The organism is Ruegeria sp. CF5 (assembly GCF_056537325.1).
Genome location: NZ_JBQFRI010000005.1, coordinates 110,383 through 125,067, shown reverse-complemented (window position 1 = coordinate 125,067; position 14,685 = coordinate 110,383). Strand labels below are relative to the sequence as shown.

The window sequence follows — 14,685 nt, the reverse complement described above, 5'->3', positions numbered from 1 at the left end:
AGACACGGAAGATGGCAGACGATACAAATGCCCTGGCAGCGGCGCTGTTCAGTGAAATCCTGACCGCCGATCAGTTATTGCGGAACCGGCTCAGCCGCGTGCTGCCCAAAGGTATGGAAATTTCGCACTTTTCAGTTCTGAACCATCTGATCTTTGTTGGGGGAGAGCGGAGCCCGGCTCAGCTTGCAAGTACCTTTCACGTCACGCGCGGGGCGATGACCAATACCTTGGCCAAGCTGGAATGGGCCGGGTATATCCACGTGCGCCCCGATTGGGACGATGCCCGCCGCAAGATGGTGGCGATCAGCCCGGCCGGGCGACAGGCGCGGGAACAGGCGATCTCGGCGATTGTGCCGCTCATCAACCGTGTGGTCGGAGAGCTGGGGCCGGAACGCGTCCGCACTGCCCTGCCGGTTCTGCGTGACTTGCGGCTGCAGCTGGAAGATGAATAAGGCGCAAAACCCGGTCAGCCGGGTTTCACGCTTGCCGTGACGTAATTCACGCTCAGATCCCGGTCGGAAATCGACCAGTTCCAGGACACCGGATTGAATACGAACCCCTTGCGATCCACGGGGTCCATCCCGGCCCGGCGCAGCAGATCGAATAGCTCGTCTGGGGTGATGAACTTGGACCAGTCATGCGTGCCGCGCGGTAGCCAGCGCATCACCACTTCGGCCCCAAAAATCGCCATGGCATAGGATTTCGGATTTCGATTGATGGTCGAACAGATCTCCAGCCCACCGGATTTCAGCAACTGCTGCGTGGCGGTCAGATATTCAAGCGGGTCCGCGACATGTTCGACGACTTCCATGTTCAGAACCACATCGAATCGCTCGCCTTTTTCGGCCAGCGCTTCTGCGGTCGTGTGGCGGTAGTCGATCTCCAGCCCGGATTGTTCGGCGTGAATGCGTGCAACAGGCAGGTTGCCCTCTGCGGCATCTGCGCCCACCACCTCGGCACCCAACCGCGCCATTGGTTCGCTCAACAATCCACCGCCACAGCCTATATCCAGCAATCGCAGTCCTTCAAAAGGCCTTGAGGACGTCAGATCCCTATCGAATTCGCCCGCGATCTGTTGCGTGATATAATCCAGCCGACACGGGTTGAGCATGTGCAGCGGTTTGAACTTGCCATGCGGGTCCCACCATTCCGCGGCCATCGCCTCGAATTTTGCGATCTCGGACGGGTCCACCGTGTTCGGATGCGCTTGCATTCCTGTCTCCGTATGCTCTTTTACGCTTAAGGACTATATAGGCCCATAATGGACAAGTACCCGGACCAAAAGCGCGCAGTTCAATATCTGTATCCGCCGATCGACCCTTTCGATCAGCGAATCGTCGATGTGGGCGATGGGCATCGTATCTACGTGGAACAATGTGGTAATCCAGACGGGATTCCGGTTGTTGTGTTGCACGGTGGCCCCGGCGGTGGATGCAGCCCCGCGATGCGGCGTTATTTTGACCCACGTGCGTATCGGGTGATTCTGTTTGACCAGCGCGGCTGCGGTCGTTCACGCCCCCATGCGTCGGTCGAGAACAACACGACCTGGCATCTGGTCGATGACATCGAACGTATTCGCAAACTTCTGGAAATCGACGAGTGGGTTGTGTTTGGCGGCAGCTGGGGGGCAACTCTGGCGCTGATCTATGCTCAGGCGCAGCCCGATCATGTCAGCCGTCTGGTGCTTCGCGGTGTTTTCCTGATGACGCAGGCCGAACTGGACTGGTTCTATGGCGGCGGGGCCGGAAAGTTCTGGCCTGAACATTGGGCAAAATTCACATCTCTGCTGCCCGAGGCCGAACAGTCCGACACCATCCGCGCCTATCACAAGCGTCTGTTCTCGGGTGATCACGCAACCGAGGTTCTGTATGCGCGGGCTTGGTCAAACTGGGAAAACGCACTGGCGTCGATCCACAACAGCGGCGCCATGGGCGAAAGTCCCGGCGAATATGCCCGCGCGTTTGCTCGGCTGGAGAATCACTATTTCACGAACAGCGGTTTTCTGGACGAGGATGGTCAGATTCTAAAGCAGATGGACCGGATAACCCACATTCCCGGACATATCGTTCAGGGCCGCTATGACATGATCTGCCCGCCCACTGCCGCATGGAAACTGGCCGAACTTTGGCCGAATGCAGAACTGAAAATGATACGTCAGGCGGGACACGCCCTGTCAGAACCCGGAATCAGCGCCGAACTGGTCCGAATTATGGACCGCGTGGCCGAGGGGGTGGCATGACACGTCTCGACCGCCGTGCCCTTTTTGCCTCTGGTGCTGCGGCTGCCCTGCTGGCGGCGACGGGCGCTTCGCTTGCGGATACTCCGAAATCGGGCGGCGTGTTGCGACTGGCGGTGCCCCGCGACGACAGTCTGGAAAGGGTCGCGCGCGGCGCTGTGTTCGATACATTGACGGAGATTGCACCGGACGGCACCTTGCGTGGCGAATTGGCAACGGGCTGGCAAACCGATGCCGGGGCAAGGACCTGGACATTTGATCTACGCGATGACGTCGTATTCCACGATGGTGAACCACTTACGGTTCATGATGTGCTGGCGACCCTTGAAGGGGTCGGGCGGGCCGAAGCCTTGGCGCAGGGGCGCGTTCTTCTTGAACTGATGGAACCCAATCCCGGTTTGCCGTTCTATCTGGCCGACAGCCGGTTTGTCGTTACCCGCGACGGTCAGAGCGTTACGCCGCTGAAAGCTGCAAACGGAACCGGGTGTTACCGGGTCGAGCGGGCAGAGGATAACCGGCATTTTCTGGGTCGCCGTGTCCCCGGCCATTACAAGGACGGTCAGGCTGGTTGGGCGGACACGTTTGAAATCATCGTCATTCCCGATGCAGCCGTGCGGGCCGAGGCATTGCAGGACGGATATGTCGATATTGCCGCCTTGCCCTTGCCGGACACCCTTCGCGAACGCCGGTCCTTCCGCTTTCACCCGTCACAGTCGGATATGGCACTGGCGGTCGCCGCACCGGTCGGTATGCCACGGCACATAGGTGCACAGGGACCGTTGGACGACGGGCGCATCGCCGAAAGATGGTGGCGCGCCTGATCCGCAAAATTTGACAAGCGGGCCATACCCGTTACCCTTTTCATGTATTGGGAGGGTGTGCGCATGTCCGATACAACCATCATCGAAGAACGTGAAAACGGCCCACTGATCGTCAAGCATCTGCACTCCATGCGCGATGCGGACGGCAATCAGGTCGAAGTGAAGCAGGTCACGGCGCTATGCCGCTGTGGGCATTCGCAAAACAAGCCGTTCTGTGACGGTACGCACCAAAAGGTCGGTTTTCAAAGCCGGGGCGGCACTCCGGCAGGGCGGGACAGGATCATCGGCTATAAGGGTCAGCACGTGACGGTCAGCTTCAACCCGTTGCTCTGCTCTCATGCGGCGGAATGCGGTCGTCTGGCCTCGAATATCTTCAACCCCTCTCAAAAGCCGTGGATTCAGCCCGACAACGGGACCATCGAAGACGTGGAAGAGGTTGTTGCAGCCTGTCCGTCCGGTGCCCTGGCGATGGGCGAGGACGCGCCGCGCACGCATCTTTATGCATCCCGCGCGCAGATCGAAATTCAGAAAGATGGCCCATACTGGGTACTGGGGATCGATCCACCGACGGAACTGAAGGCCGAAGGGGCGTGTCGGGACAAATATGTCCTGTGTCGGTGCGGCAAATCGGGGAACAAGCCGTTTTGTGACGGAACGCATCGCGATCAGGGATGGTCGGATCAGGAATAGGCGGCCGCGGAAACAATATCGGACATTCGGCTTGCAGACTCGTCAATCCGTCTCTATATGGCTTGACAACAGCGGCGCGTCGGGTCCTTGGAACCGGGGTACCACCGGGAAAGTTCGACGGGCCGCGCGCCCGTTTTTTTGTACCCGATTGATAGGGTAAGTGAGCCGTATGACCAACGACCTGATAGCAAAGGCAGCCATAGACCGGCGTCTGGCCGAGATCATTACGCCCGTGATCGAGGATCTGGGGTATGAACTGGTCCGCATTCGCCTGATGAGCGGCAAGCAGACCACATTGCAGATCATGGCCGACAAGCCCGATGGTGGGATCGAAGTGGACGATTGCGCCGAAATCTCGAATGCGATCAGTGCCACGCTGGACGTCGAAGACCCGATTCTCGATGCCTACACGCTTGAGGTGTCCAGCCCCGGTATCGACCGGCCCCTGACCCGCCTCAAGGATTTCGAGATGTTCGAAGGGTATGAGGCCCGGCTGGAAACCGACGAACTGATCGATGGCCGCCGCCGTTTCAAGGGCGAACTGGCGGGTATCGAGGGGGATGAGGTTCTGATCAACATCCCGCAAGGCGATGAAACAATAACGATCGGTCTGCAATTCGACTGGCTGAGTGATGCCAAGCTGGTGCTGACGGATGATCTGATCAAGGAAATGCTGCGCCAGCGCAAAGACGCGGGTGCCCTGAACGAAGAGCAATTCGACGAGATTGAGACCGAAGGGTCCGAAGAGGAGACGAACTGATGGCAATCACCTCTGCAAACCAGCTGGAGCTGCTGCAAACCGCCGAGGCCGTGGCCCGCGAAAAGATGATCGACCCCGGTCTGGTCGTCGAGGCGATGGAAGAATCACTCGCCCGCGCCGCCAAAAGCCGCTACGGCGCCGAAATGGACATTCGCGTCTCGATCGATCGCAAGACCGGCAAGGCGACCTTTACCCGCGTCCGCACCGTGGTCGAGGATGAAGAGCTTGAGAACTATCAGGCCGAATTCACCGTCGAACAGGCAAAGCAGTACATGGAAAGCCCGGCCGTCGGCGATGTATTCGTTGAGGAGGTGCCGCCGGTTGAAATGGGCCGCATCGCCGCGCAATCGGCCAAGCAGGTGATCCTGCAAAAGGTCCGCGAGGCCGAGCGTGACCGTCAGTACGAAGAGTTCAAGGACCGTGCAGGCAGCATCATCAACGGTGTTGTCAAGCGTGAGGAATATGGCAACGTCATCGTCGATGTGGGCGCGGGCGAAGCGATTCTGCGCCGCAACGAAAAGATCGGCCGCGAAAGCTATCGCCCGAACGACCGCGTACGTTGCTACATTAAGGATGTCCGCCGCGAGGTGCGTGGCCCGCAGATCTTCCTGTCGCGCACCGCGCCGGAATTCATGGCCGAGCTGTTCAAGATGGAAGTGCCGGAAATCTATGATGGCATCATCGAGGTCAAGGCCGTTGCTCGCGATCCCGGATCGCGTGCCAAGATCGCCGTAATCTCGTATGACGGTTCGATCGACCCTGTCGGTGCCTGCGTTGGTATGCGCGGCAGCCGTGTGCAGGCCGTTGTGAACGAGCTGCAGGGCGAAAAGATCGACATCATCCCGTGGAACGAAGATCAGCCGACCTTCCTTGTGAACGCGTTGCAGCCCGCCGAGGTCTCCAAGGTGGTTCTGGATGAAGAGGCAGGCAAGATCGAGGTTGTGGTTCCCGAAGAGCAGCTGTCTCTGGCCATCGGCCGTCGCGGCCAGAACGTGCGTCTGGCCAGCCAGCTGACCAATCTGGACATCGATATCATGACCGAAGCCGAGGAATCGGCCCGCCGTCAGAAAGAATTCGAAGCCCGCACCGGCCTGTTCATGGAAAGCCTGGATCTGGATGAATTCTTTGCGCAGCTTCTGGTCTCCGAAGGCTTCACCAACCTCGAAGAGGTTGCCTATGTCGAACTGGACGAACTGCTGGTCATCGACGGCGTCGACGAGGGTACCGCAACCGAATTGCAGGCCCGTGCCCGTGATTACCTTGAGGCGCAGGCCAAGGCGGCACTGGACAATGCACGTGCATTGGGCGTCGAGGACAGCCTTATTGAATTCGAGGGGCTCACTCCCCAGATGGTTGAGGCGCTGGCCAAGGATGACGTCAAAAATCTGGAAGACTTTGCCACCTGTGCCGACTGGGAGCTCGCCGGCGGCTGGACCACTGTTGATGGCGAGCGGGTAAAGGACGACGGCATCCTTGAACCTTTCGGCGTTACGCTGGAAGAGGCGCAGGATATGGTCATGACGGCCCGCGTATTGCTTGGCTGGGTTGATCCGACCGAGCTGGAGGAAGCAGCGGAAGAAGTCGAAGAAGAAGTATCTGACGAGGAGGCTGGGGCCTGATCTCAGGCCCCGGGTGGTGCAGATGGGTCGCGGCGGCGTCTCAAAGGACAAATCGGGTGGGCCCGAGCGGAAATGTATCGCCACTGGCGAGGTTCAGCCTAGATATGGTTTAATCCGCTTTGTGGCCGGGCCGGACGGTCAGGTGTATCCTGATGTTGCAGCCAAGCTGCCGGGCCGTGGCGTCTATGTGGCTGCTGATCGCACCGCCTTGCAGCGGGCCATCAGCAAAAAGCTGTTTGCCCGGGGTCTGAAGACGCAGATCACGGCACCCGAGGGGCTGGTGGATGATGTCGAACGTCAGCTTTCGCGCCGGGTCGTCGATCTGATCAGCCTTGCTCGCAAGTCGGGCGACGCGGTTGCGGGCTATGAAAAGGTCAAGACCTGGCTCGACAAGGAAGAAGCCCAGGTGCTGCTGCAGGCGGTTGACGGTTCAGGGCGCGGCAAGTCGAAACTGAGTACGCCGCACCTTGGAAAATACATCGGCTGGCTGACCGCAGATGAATTGGGCATGGCATTTGGACGCCAAACAGTGATACATGCGGCGCTGGCCTCTGGCGGACTCGCTAAACGTGTTGTAGAGGAAGCGCAGCGCCTGCGTGGCTTGCGCGAAACGGATGACGGCGGCAAGGGCCGCTCGAAAGGGTAAGAAGCTTTATGAGCGATAGTGACGGCAAAAAGACATTGGGTCTGCGTGGCGGGGCACGCCCCGGGAATGTGAAACAGAGTTTCAGCCACGGACGGACCAAGAATGTCGTGGTGGAAACCAAGCGTAAACGCGTGGTGGTCCCCAAGCCGGGGGCGGCCAAGCCGGGTGGCAGCGGATCTGCCCCGGGCGGCGATCCCTCACGCCGTCCCGCCGGGATATCCGATGCCGAAATGGCGCGCCGGTTAAAGGCGCTGCAGGCTGCCAAGGCGCGTGAGGTTGAAGAAGCCGCGCAGCGCGAGGCCGAGGAAAAGGCCCGCGAGGAAGAGCGCGCCCGCCGCCGTGCCGAGCAGGAAGCGAAAGAACGCGAGCAGCGCGAAGCTGAAGAGCGTGCGCGCCAGAAGGCCGAAGAGGAAGAGCGTAAGCGCAAAGAGGCGGAAGAAGCTGCCAAACGCGCTGCTGCAGCCCCGGCGCCTGAAGAGCCTAAAGCAGCACGTGCCCCAGCCAGCAAACCCGCACCTGCTGCCACACCGCGCAAGCAGGAGCGTGAACGCGAACAGCGTGGCCGTGGCAAAGGTCGTGATGACAACCGTCGTTCCGGCAAGCTGACACTGGGTCAGGCAACTGGTGGCGAAGGCGGTCGCCAGCGCTCGATGGCGTCGATGAAGCGCAAGCAGGAGCGTGCGCGCCAGAAAGCCATGGGTGGTCCGGTCGAGCGGGAAAAGGTTATCCGCGACGTTCAGCTGCCCGAGGCAATCATGGTGTCCGAGCTGGCCAACCGTATGGCCGAACGTGTGGCCGATGTGGTCAAGTCGTTGATGCAGATGGGCATGATGGTCACGCAGAACCAGACTATCGACGCCGATACGGCCGAGCTGATCATCGAAGAATTTGGCCACAAGGTGACGCGCGTATCCGATTCGGATGTTGAGGACGTCATCAAAGAGGTCGAAGACAGCGAAGAAGATCTGCAGCCGCGTCCGCCGGTCATCACCATCATGGGCCACGTTGACCACGGCAAAACCTCGCTGCTGGATGCAATCCGCGATGCGCGGGTTGTTGCAGGTGAGGCCGGTGGTATCACCCAGCATATCGGTGCCTATCAGGTGAAAACCGATGGCGGTACCACGCTGACCTTCCTGGATACGCCGGGTCACGCGGCCTTTACATCGATGCGTTCGCGCGGTGCTCAGGTCACGGATATCGTAGTTCTGGTAGTTGCCGCCGATGACGCGGTGATGCCGCAGACGATTGAGGCGATCAACCACGCCAAGGCGGCTGAGGTCCCGATGATCGTGGCGATCAACAAGATCGACAAGCCTGATGCGAATCCGGACAAGGTACGCACCGATCTGCTGCAGCACGAAGTGATCGTCGAGAAAATGTCGGGTGAGGTTCAGGACGTCGAAGTGTCCGCTGTCACCGGTCAGGGTCTGGACGAGTTGCTGGAAGCCATCGCGCTGCAGGCCGAAATTCTGGAATTGAAAGCCAACCCGAACCGCGCCGCCCAAGGTGCCGTGATCGAGGCCCAGCTGGATGTGGGCCGCGGTCCCGTGGCGACCGTTCTGGTACAGAACGGCACGCTGCATCAGGGCGATATCTTTGTTGTGGGTGAGCAGTACGGTAAGGTCCGTGCGCTGATCAACGACAAGGGCGAACGCGTCAAGGAGGCCGGTCCTTCGGTTCCGGTCGAGGTTCTGGGTCTCAACGGCACGCCTGAGGCGGGTGACGTTCTGAACGTTACCGAGACCGAAGCGCAGGCGCGTGAGATCGCGGCCTACCGCGAACAGGCGGCCAAGGACAAACGTGCCGCTGCCGGTGCTGCGACAACTCTTGAGCAACTGATGCAGAAGGCCAAGGAAGACGAAAACGTCACCGAGCTGCCGATTCTGATGAAAGCCGACGTTCAGGGTTCTGCCGAAGCGATCGTTCAGGCGATGGAGAAAATCGGCAATGACGAAGTGCGCGTACGCGTGCTGCATTCGGGCGTTGGCGCAATCACCGAGACAGATGTCGGCCTGGCCGAGGCCTCGGGCGCACCGATCTTTGGCTTCAATGTTCGTGCCAACGCATCGGCGCGGAACACCGCGAACCAGAAGGGTGTTGAGATCCGCTATTACTCGGTGATCTATGACCTCGTGGACGACGTGAAAGCCGCTGCCTCAGGCCTGCTCAGTGCCGAGATTCGCGAGAAATTCATCGGCTATGCCGAAATTCGCGAAGTCTTCAAGGTCACTGGTGTCGGCAAGGTGGCCGGCTGTCTGGTGACCGAGGGTGTTGCCCGTCGTTCGGCTGGCGTCCGCCTGCTGCGCGACAACGTGGTGATCCACGAAGGTACGCTGAAGACGCTGAAACGCTTCAAGGACGAAGTGACCGAAGTTCAGTCGGGTCAGGAATGCGGTATGGCGTTCGAGAACTACGACGACATCCGCGCAGGCGACGTGATCGAAATCTTCGAGCGCGAGGAAGTCACGCGTACGCTGGACTGATCTGCGGATAATTGGCGAAAATAAAAAACAGCGGCCCTTTGTGGCCGCTGTTTTTGTAAGAAAAAGGGGGATGAAAATTCATCCCCTACTTGTTCGTGAGTGGGGGTGTAACCGCTGGTTAAGCGGTTTGCTCAGAAAAGTGCAGAACATACCGGTCCATTGGCATGAGAAACCCAAGTCAATCGTCCGGAGAATTCTGAACAAAGTCCATCAGAATCGATGACACACGATAGGTGTCGAGATTCTTCAGTGCATCACTCCTCTTTCGGGAGTTTGCATAAAATAAATATACGCCAAAACCTGAACATTTCACTTCACAATTCAGCCAAATCCAAAAAAGTGATCATGCAAACAGGGGATATCACGCGCAGATACTCCTGTTCTGTTCACCCAGACGGTAAGTTGCATGCGGGTTACAACCCTCTGATATGACGACCGGGTGCGGCTTTGCGCTGCAGTTCCTGTAACTTTTCACGCGATTTTTCGGTTTCACGAAAGGCCTGCGCGCCACCACTCAGGTATTGTTTGGGCCAGAACGCATCGTTGCGTGCACCGTACCAAGCGGCGGCCTGATGCGTGAAATATGGGTTCCAAAGATGCGGGCGCCCGATGGCCACCAGATCGGCGCGGCGGGTGTGCAGAATGGTGTTGACCTGCGCCGGTTCGGTGATCGCACCAACAGCCATGGTGGCGATTTTGGGCAGGTTGCGAACCGCTTCGGCCAGATGGGCTTGAAACATGCGGCCATATACGGGCTGCTGATCCGGGACTGTTTGCCCGGCAGAGACATCAATCAGATCACATCCCGCATCGCGGAAGGCTTCGGCAATGCCGATCAACTCAGCTTCGGTCACCCCGCCCTCTTTCCAGTCGCTGCCGGACAGGCGCACCGACATCGGACGTTCGGGAGGCCAAGCCTCACGCATGGCCGCAAAAACTTCCAGCGGGAAACGCAGACGGTTTTCCAGACTGCCGCCGTATTCGTCCTTACGATGATTGGTCAGGGGCGACAGGAATGACGCGAGCAGATATCCGTGTGCGCAATGAAGCTCCAGCATATCGAAACCAGCACGGGCAGCACGTTGGGTTGCCTGCACAAATTCTTCCTGAATCTCCGTCATTCCAGCCCGATCCAGTTGTTCCGGCACCTGACTTTCGCCATCAAACCACGGGATCGGTGATGCCGACACGAGCGGCCAGTTTGCGGCCGGGTCAGCTATGGGGTGATCCATCCGTTCCCATCCCAGCTGGGTCGACCCCTTGCGCCCGGAATGGCCCAGTTGCATTGCAACCTTGGCTGCGGAATTGGCGTGGATGAAATCGACGATCTCTTTCCACCTCGCTTCATGTTCATCGGTCCACATGCCCGGGCAACCTTCGGTAATGCGCGCAGTCGGCGACGTGCAAGTCATTTCGGTGTAGATCAACCCCATACCTCCGGTCGCGTGGCTGCAGTAATGAACCTTGTGCCACTCGGTCGGATTGCCGTCCTTGTCCGCCGAATATTGCGCCATCGGCGACATCACCACCCGATTACCCAATTCCATGCCCCGCAAGGTAAATTTGGAAAACATCGGGGTAGGGCGGGAAACGCGCAAATCCTCTCCGGTTTCGCGCAAGTGGCGCGCGTACCATTCATCATCCGCCTTTCGCACAAACTCGGCGTCGCGGATCAGCAGGTTGTCATAGGTGATCGACTTGGCCCTGCACATCACCACCATGGCGAACTGATAAGGTTCCATGTCCCATGACCGGTTCATATGTTCGAACCACGCAAGCGAAACATCGGCATTGTGCTGGATAATCTGGCAGGGCGTGCGCCTCGCATCGTCATAGGTCTGAAACGCCCTTTGTACATCGGATTCGGCGTGTTCAATCAGCGCATCGGACAATGCGATGGCGCATTCCATCGCCAGCTTGGTGCCCGACCCAATCGAAAAATGTGCGCTGGCCTTGGCGTCGCCCAAAATGACGATATTGTCCACGAACCAGTTCTCGCAGAATATCCGCGGAAAGTTGCGCCAGTTCGACCGGTTCAGCAACAGGGGATGCCCCTGCAGTTCCTCGGCGAAAATCCTCTCCAGCTTGGCTTTGGATCCTTCTTCGTCAAATTCTTCAAACCCGTGGCCTTGCCACGTAGCCTCGTCCATCTCGAACACCCAGGTCGAATGGTCCTTGTCGTACTGATAACAGTGGGCGACCATCTGCCCATGTTCCGTTTCGCGGAAGAAGTAGTTGAATTCATCCATCGGACGGGTCGAACCCATCCAGCAGAAGCGGTTCGATTTCCAGACAGTCGTCGGTTGAAAACCGTCCTCATGGTGGTTTCGGATCGCTGAATTGATGCCGTCACTGGCAACGATCACATCTGAATCCGGAAACTGAGACTTCAGGTTTCCCGCATCTATATCGGCGCCAAAGGTCATATCGACACCCAGCTCTGCGCACCGTTCCTGTAAAACGCGCAGCAGGGTATGGCGTGACGTGCCGCAAAAGCCGTTTCCGGCGCATCGCATTTCCTGACCCTTGAAATGAATCGCCACGTCGTCCCAATAGGCGAACTGATCACGCATCCGGTCGAAAACCGGTTTGTCCCGGCTCAGAAACTCATCCAGCGTTTCATCCGAAAAAACGACGCCGAACCCGAACGTATCATCGGCCTGATTGCGTTCGAATACCTCGACCTGCCAGTCCGGGCGCGCCTTTTTGGTCAAAAGCGCAGTGTAGAGTCCGCCCGGACCGCCTCCGATCACCGTGATTTTCATTGCTGCCCTCCCCTGATCTCTGGTCGACATCTACCACGTCCAGGTAATTAATTTAAGTATAAAATATTTAAGCATGCATCACCTACCATGAATCCGGATTACCGCGCGCTCGTGAAGCTCGTGGAATGCAGGATGATGTCAAAGTGATGCAGTCCTTTTTGCAGATCGAAACTGACGGAATGGCCTGCCTTGCGCAAAAGTTCGGCGTATTCACGGCTTTGGCGGACAAACTCGGGCGTGTCTCGTTCGGCCACGGTTACCCTATAGTGCGGTCCAGGGGCTGGAAGGTTAAGAACCGGGGATAGCTCCTGAATCTCCTGTGGAGTAAGCTGTATCGGATCGTTCACCGGCGTTTGCGCGACGGGCTCCAGATCGAAGACTCCGCTGATCAGGATCACCTCCCGAACTGTCAAACCTGCTTTGTTCAACTCATCTGCGGCGGTGGCCATGACCATCGCAGCCAGATGGCCACCTGCGCTGTGACCGGAAATCGTGATGTTTGACGGATCAAATCCCAACTCGGCGGCTCTCGACGCCAGCCAGAGCAAAGCCTGACGGCATTCGGCTATCATCTCACCCAGCCGCGCATCGGGTGCGATCGTGTAGTTCAGTGTGGCAAAGGCATGCCCGCTTTCCACAATCGCCGGTGCCATCATTGCCGAGTCGCGTTGGCTCAGTGCCTGCCAGTAGCCGCCGTGAATAAACACGTGCAGTGGCGCGTCGGAATTACGGCCCGGGAAAAAATCCAGAACGTGCGTCGGTCCACTGCCATATTGCAGGTTCTCACGTATGGTCAGGCTTGCGCGGGCCTCGACGCTGAGCGCCGCATAGCTGGAAAGATACGGGGAAATGTCACCGCCCACCATCGAACTGGGCGAATATTCCTGTACCAGTTCCTCTTGGGAAAATCCGCGATAGAGCACGCCTCAGCTCTCCTGATTGTACATTAGTTCGGTTCGCATGTCGTATAAGTCGTGAAAGAATTTCAGCTCCAACGCCTTTTTCAGGAACGCCACACCGCTGGACCCGCCGGTACCGGGCTGCATTCCGATGACGCGTTCCACCGCGGTGGCATGATCGAAACGCCACCGCTGAAACAGCGATTCCACATCCATCAGTTTCTCGGCCAGCGCATACAAATCCCAGTACTTGTCGGTGTTGCGGAATACTTCGACCCAGATCTTCACGATGCGCGGGTCGCCAGAATAGGGCTGCGCATAATCGCGATCCAAAAGGTCCGCCGGAACATCGAACCCTTGGCGGGACAGCATGTGCAACACTTCGTCATACAGGGACGGTTTTGTCAGCGCCGCGTTCAGCATCTCCATGACCTCTGCGTCATGTTCGTGCACTTTCAGCGTCGAGATGTCCTTGTTGCCCAGAATGAACTCGATCTGCCGGTAGCCGTAGCTTTGAAACCCCGACGAGTTTCCCAATGCCGAGCGGAACGTCAGGTAATCGGCGGGGGTCATCGTCAGCAGCGTTTCCCACGCTGTAATCAGCTGCCGCTGGATTGCCTTGATCCGGTCGAGGTTCTTCATCGCCGGGCCAAAATCGTCCTGCTGCAGAAAATGACGCACCTCGACCAATTGGTGGTGCATCAGTTTCAGCCACAGCTCACTGACCTGATGGATGATGATGAACAGCATCTCATCCGGCTGGGCCGGGTCTTGAAATGTCTTTTGCAGGTTCAGAAGTGTTTTGAGCTGCAGGAAATCGCCATAGCTCTTGCGGTGCGTATCCGCGAAATCTGTGACCAACGTGTCCTCGATTCCGCGCTTGAGAAGTTTTTCTTTCTTGTCCTGATCCGCCATTTTCGTTCTCCGGTTCGCGGGTCTGTGCCAGCGATTCTTTGCCTCGGGGCTTAAAGTTTCGCGGTGGCTTCGATTTCGACTAGCGCCTCATCCTCGACCAGACCCGCAACGACAACCATGGTCATCGCAGGAAAGTGCCGGCCCATTACTTTGCGGTAAACCTCGCCCACCTCGCGTTGCCGGGCCAGATATTCACGCTTGTCGGTCACGTACCAGGTCAGGCGCGTGATGTTCTCTACCGAGCCACCGGCAGCCCGGACAACCTCAACGATATTTGACAGCGCCTGTTCCATCTGACCGATGAAATCATGGGTTTCGAACTTCTGTTCTGCAGTCCATCCGATCTGACCGCCCACATACAGTGTGCCGTCCTCGCTGAGGATACCGTTGGCATAGCCTTTGGCGGGCACCCAGCCTTCGGGGTGGATCACCTTGTTGCTCATTGCGGGTCTCCGATCATCTTAGATATTTTTTTGTGCACGTCTTTGGGCCAGGCCTCGGACGCGAATTTCCTGATATGCACCAGTGTTGCCCGTGCGCTCAGCCGCTTTTCGCCATCACAGGTTGCAACGATGACGAACTCGAAACTACTGCGCCCGATCCGGGTGGGTGTCAGTGTAAAGTCCAACCAATCCCCGTGGCGGCTGATCGCGTGAAAGGCGGTGTTGATCTGAACCGTCGGTGCGCCGGCTTCGGATTTGTGAAAATCTTCGAACGGATAGTGCAGGGCGTCAAAGAAAAACGCTTCGACACAATCGTTGATCATCTCGAAGTAGCGCGGGTAGAAAACGATGCCTGCGGGATCGCAGTGCTTGAACAGAACTTTCTGACGCCAGTGATAGGCCATC

Annotated in this window: 14 protein-coding genes; 8 read left to right on the top strand and 6 right to left on the bottom strand. The window is 58.2% G+C overall.

What is annotated here, in order from left to right; genetic code table 11:
* The first annotated feature begins 11 nt into the window (after positions 1 to 11).
* A complete protein-coding gene (locus ACR0NW_RS13585; protein WP_170653845.1) occupies positions 12 to 452 on the top strand; it encodes a MarR family transcriptional regulator in 441 nt (146 codons plus the stop codon).
* 14 nt (positions 453 to 466) lie between these two features.
* Here ACR0NW_RS13585 and ubiG read toward each other — a convergent pair whose 3' ends face one another.
* The gene (gene ubiG / locus ACR0NW_RS13580) at positions 467 to 1,213 is read right to left on the bottom strand and encodes a bifunctional 2-polyprenyl-6-hydroxyphenol methylase/3-demethylubiquinol 3-O-methyltransferase UbiG (protein ID WP_480450704.1); all 747 of its coding nucleotides are present in this window, start codon (positions 1,211 to 1,213) and stop codon (positions 467 to 469) included.
* Positions 1,214 to 1,261: 48 nt separating this feature from the next.
* Here ubiG and pip point away from each other — a divergent pair, with 48 nt between their 5' ends.
* From pip to infB, 7 genes are all read left to right on the top strand, one after another.
* Positions 1,262 to 2,239 (top strand): prolyl aminopeptidase, encoded by a 978-nt coding sequence (gene pip, locus ACR0NW_RS13575; protein ID WP_480450703.1) that lies wholly within the window; start codon positions 1,262 to 1,264, stop codon positions 2,237 to 2,239.
* Positions 2,236 to 3,057: an ABC transporter substrate-binding protein gene (locus tag ACR0NW_RS13570; protein ID WP_480450701.1), complete on the top strand. Its 822-nt coding sequence runs from the start codon at positions 2,236 to 2,238 to the stop codon at positions 3,055 to 3,057. Before pip ends, ACR0NW_RS13570 begins: the two co-directional genes overlap by 4 nt.
* Positions 3,058 to 3,120: 63 nt before the next feature.
* Positions 3,121 to 3,747 (top strand): CDGSH iron-sulfur domain-containing protein, encoded by a 627-nt coding sequence (locus tag ACR0NW_RS13565; protein WP_480450699.1) that lies wholly within the window; start codon positions 3,121 to 3,123, stop codon positions 3,745 to 3,747.
* 169 nt (positions 3,748 to 3,916) lie between these two features.
* Entirely contained in the window at positions 3,917 to 4,507 is a 591-nt protein-coding gene (gene rimP, locus ACR0NW_RS13560) for a ribosome maturation factor RimP (RefSeq protein WP_170653855.1), read from the top strand.
* Entirely contained in the window at positions 4,507 to 6,126 is a 1,620-nt protein-coding gene (gene nusA, locus ACR0NW_RS13555) for a transcription termination factor NusA (RefSeq protein ID WP_170653857.1), read from the top strand. The genes rimP and nusA overlap by 1 nt, the downstream gene beginning before the upstream one ends.
* A gap of 22 nt (positions 6,127 to 6,148) precedes the next feature.
* Positions 6,149 to 6,772 (top strand): RNA-binding protein, encoded by a 624-nt coding sequence (locus ACR0NW_RS13550; RefSeq protein ID WP_480450697.1) that lies wholly within the window; start codon positions 6,149 to 6,151, stop codon positions 6,770 to 6,772.
* Positions 6,773 to 6,780: 8 nt separating this feature from the next.
* Complete coding sequence (gene infB, locus ACR0NW_RS13545) at positions 6,781 to 9,258, top strand: translation initiation factor IF-2 (protein WP_480450696.1); 2,478 nt, start codon at positions 6,781 to 6,783, stop codon at positions 9,256 to 9,258.
* Between the two features lie 413 nt (positions 9,259 to 9,671).
* Here the strand turns inward: infB and ACR0NW_RS13540 are convergent, their stop codons facing one another.
* The 5 genes from ACR0NW_RS13540 to ACR0NW_RS13520 form a co-directional block, all read right to left on the bottom strand.
* Positions 9,672 to 12,023: an oxidoreductase gene (locus tag ACR0NW_RS13540; RefSeq protein ID WP_480450694.1), complete on the bottom strand. Its 2,352-nt coding sequence runs from the start codon at positions 12,021 to 12,023 to the stop codon at positions 9,672 to 9,674.
* Positions 12,024 to 12,121: 98 nt separating this feature from the next.
* Positions 12,122 to 12,946 (bottom strand): alpha/beta hydrolase, encoded by an 825-nt coding sequence (locus ACR0NW_RS13535; protein ID WP_480450692.1) that lies wholly within the window; start codon positions 12,944 to 12,946, stop codon positions 12,122 to 12,124.
* A 3-nt stretch (positions 12,947 to 12,949) separates the two neighbouring features.
* Complete coding sequence (locus ACR0NW_RS13530; protein ID WP_170653866.1) at positions 12,950 to 13,837, bottom strand: tryptophan 2,3-dioxygenase; 888 nt, start codon at positions 13,835 to 13,837, stop codon at positions 12,950 to 12,952.
* Between the two features lie 50 nt (positions 13,838 to 13,887).
* A complete protein-coding gene (locus tag ACR0NW_RS13525) occupies positions 13,888 to 14,280 on the bottom strand; it encodes a RidA family protein (RefSeq protein ID WP_480450691.1) in 393 nt (130 codons plus the stop codon).
* Positions 14,277 to 14,684 (bottom strand): acyl-CoA thioesterase, encoded by a 408-nt coding sequence (locus ACR0NW_RS13520; RefSeq protein ID WP_480450689.1) that lies wholly within the window; start codon positions 14,682 to 14,684, stop codon positions 14,277 to 14,279. The genes ACR0NW_RS13525 and ACR0NW_RS13520 overlap by 4 nt, the downstream gene beginning before the upstream one ends.
* Position 14,685 lies beyond the last annotated feature (1 nt).

What these genes read in the sequence shown, in the direction of transcription:
- ACR0NW_RS13585 (WP_170653845.1), top strand. Translation starts at nt 12, where the DNA reads ATGGCAGACGATACAAATGCCCTGGCAGCGGCGCTGTTCAGTGAAATC.
- ubiG (WP_480450704.1), bottom strand. Translation starts at nt 1,213, where the DNA reads ATGCAAGCGCATCCGAACACGGTGGACCCGTCCGAGATCGCAAAATTC.
- pip (WP_480450703.1), top strand. Translation starts at nt 1,262, where the DNA reads ATGGACAAGTACCCGGACCAAAAGCGCGCAGTTCAATATCTGTATCCG.
- ACR0NW_RS13570 (WP_480450701.1), top strand. Translation starts at nt 2,236, where the DNA reads ATGACACGTCTCGACCGCCGTGCCCTTTTTGCCTCTGGTGCTGCGGCT.
- ACR0NW_RS13565 (WP_480450699.1), top strand. Translation starts at nt 3,121, where the DNA reads ATGTCCGATACAACCATCATCGAAGAACGTGAAAACGGCCCACTGATC.
- rimP (WP_170653855.1), top strand. Translation starts at nt 3,917, where the DNA reads ATGACCAACGACCTGATAGCAAAGGCAGCCATAGACCGGCGTCTGGCC.
- nusA (WP_170653857.1), top strand. Translation starts at nt 4,507, where the DNA reads ATGGCAATCACCTCTGCAAACCAGCTGGAGCTGCTGCAAACCGCCGAG.
- ACR0NW_RS13550 (WP_480450697.1), top strand. Translation starts at nt 6,149, where the DNA reads ATGGGTCGCGGCGGCGTCTCAAAGGACAAATCGGGTGGGCCCGAGCGG.
- infB (WP_480450696.1), top strand. Translation starts at nt 6,781, where the DNA reads ATGAGCGATAGTGACGGCAAAAAGACATTGGGTCTGCGTGGCGGGGCA.
- ACR0NW_RS13540 (WP_480450694.1), bottom strand. Translation starts at nt 12,023, where the DNA reads ATGAAAATCACGGTGATCGGAGGCGGTCCGGGCGGACTCTACACTGCG.
- ACR0NW_RS13530 (WP_170653866.1), bottom strand. Translation starts at nt 13,837, where the DNA reads ATGGCGGATCAGGACAAGAAAGAAAAACTTCTCAAGCGCGGAATCGAG.
- ACR0NW_RS13525 (WP_480450691.1), bottom strand. Translation starts at nt 14,280, where the DNA reads ATGAGCAACAAGGTGATCCACCCCGAAGGCTGGGTGCCCGCCAAAGGC.
- ACR0NW_RS13520 (WP_480450689.1), bottom strand. Translation starts at nt 14,684, where the DNA reads ATGGCCTATCACTGGCGTCAGAAAGTTCTGTTCAAGCACTGCGATCCC.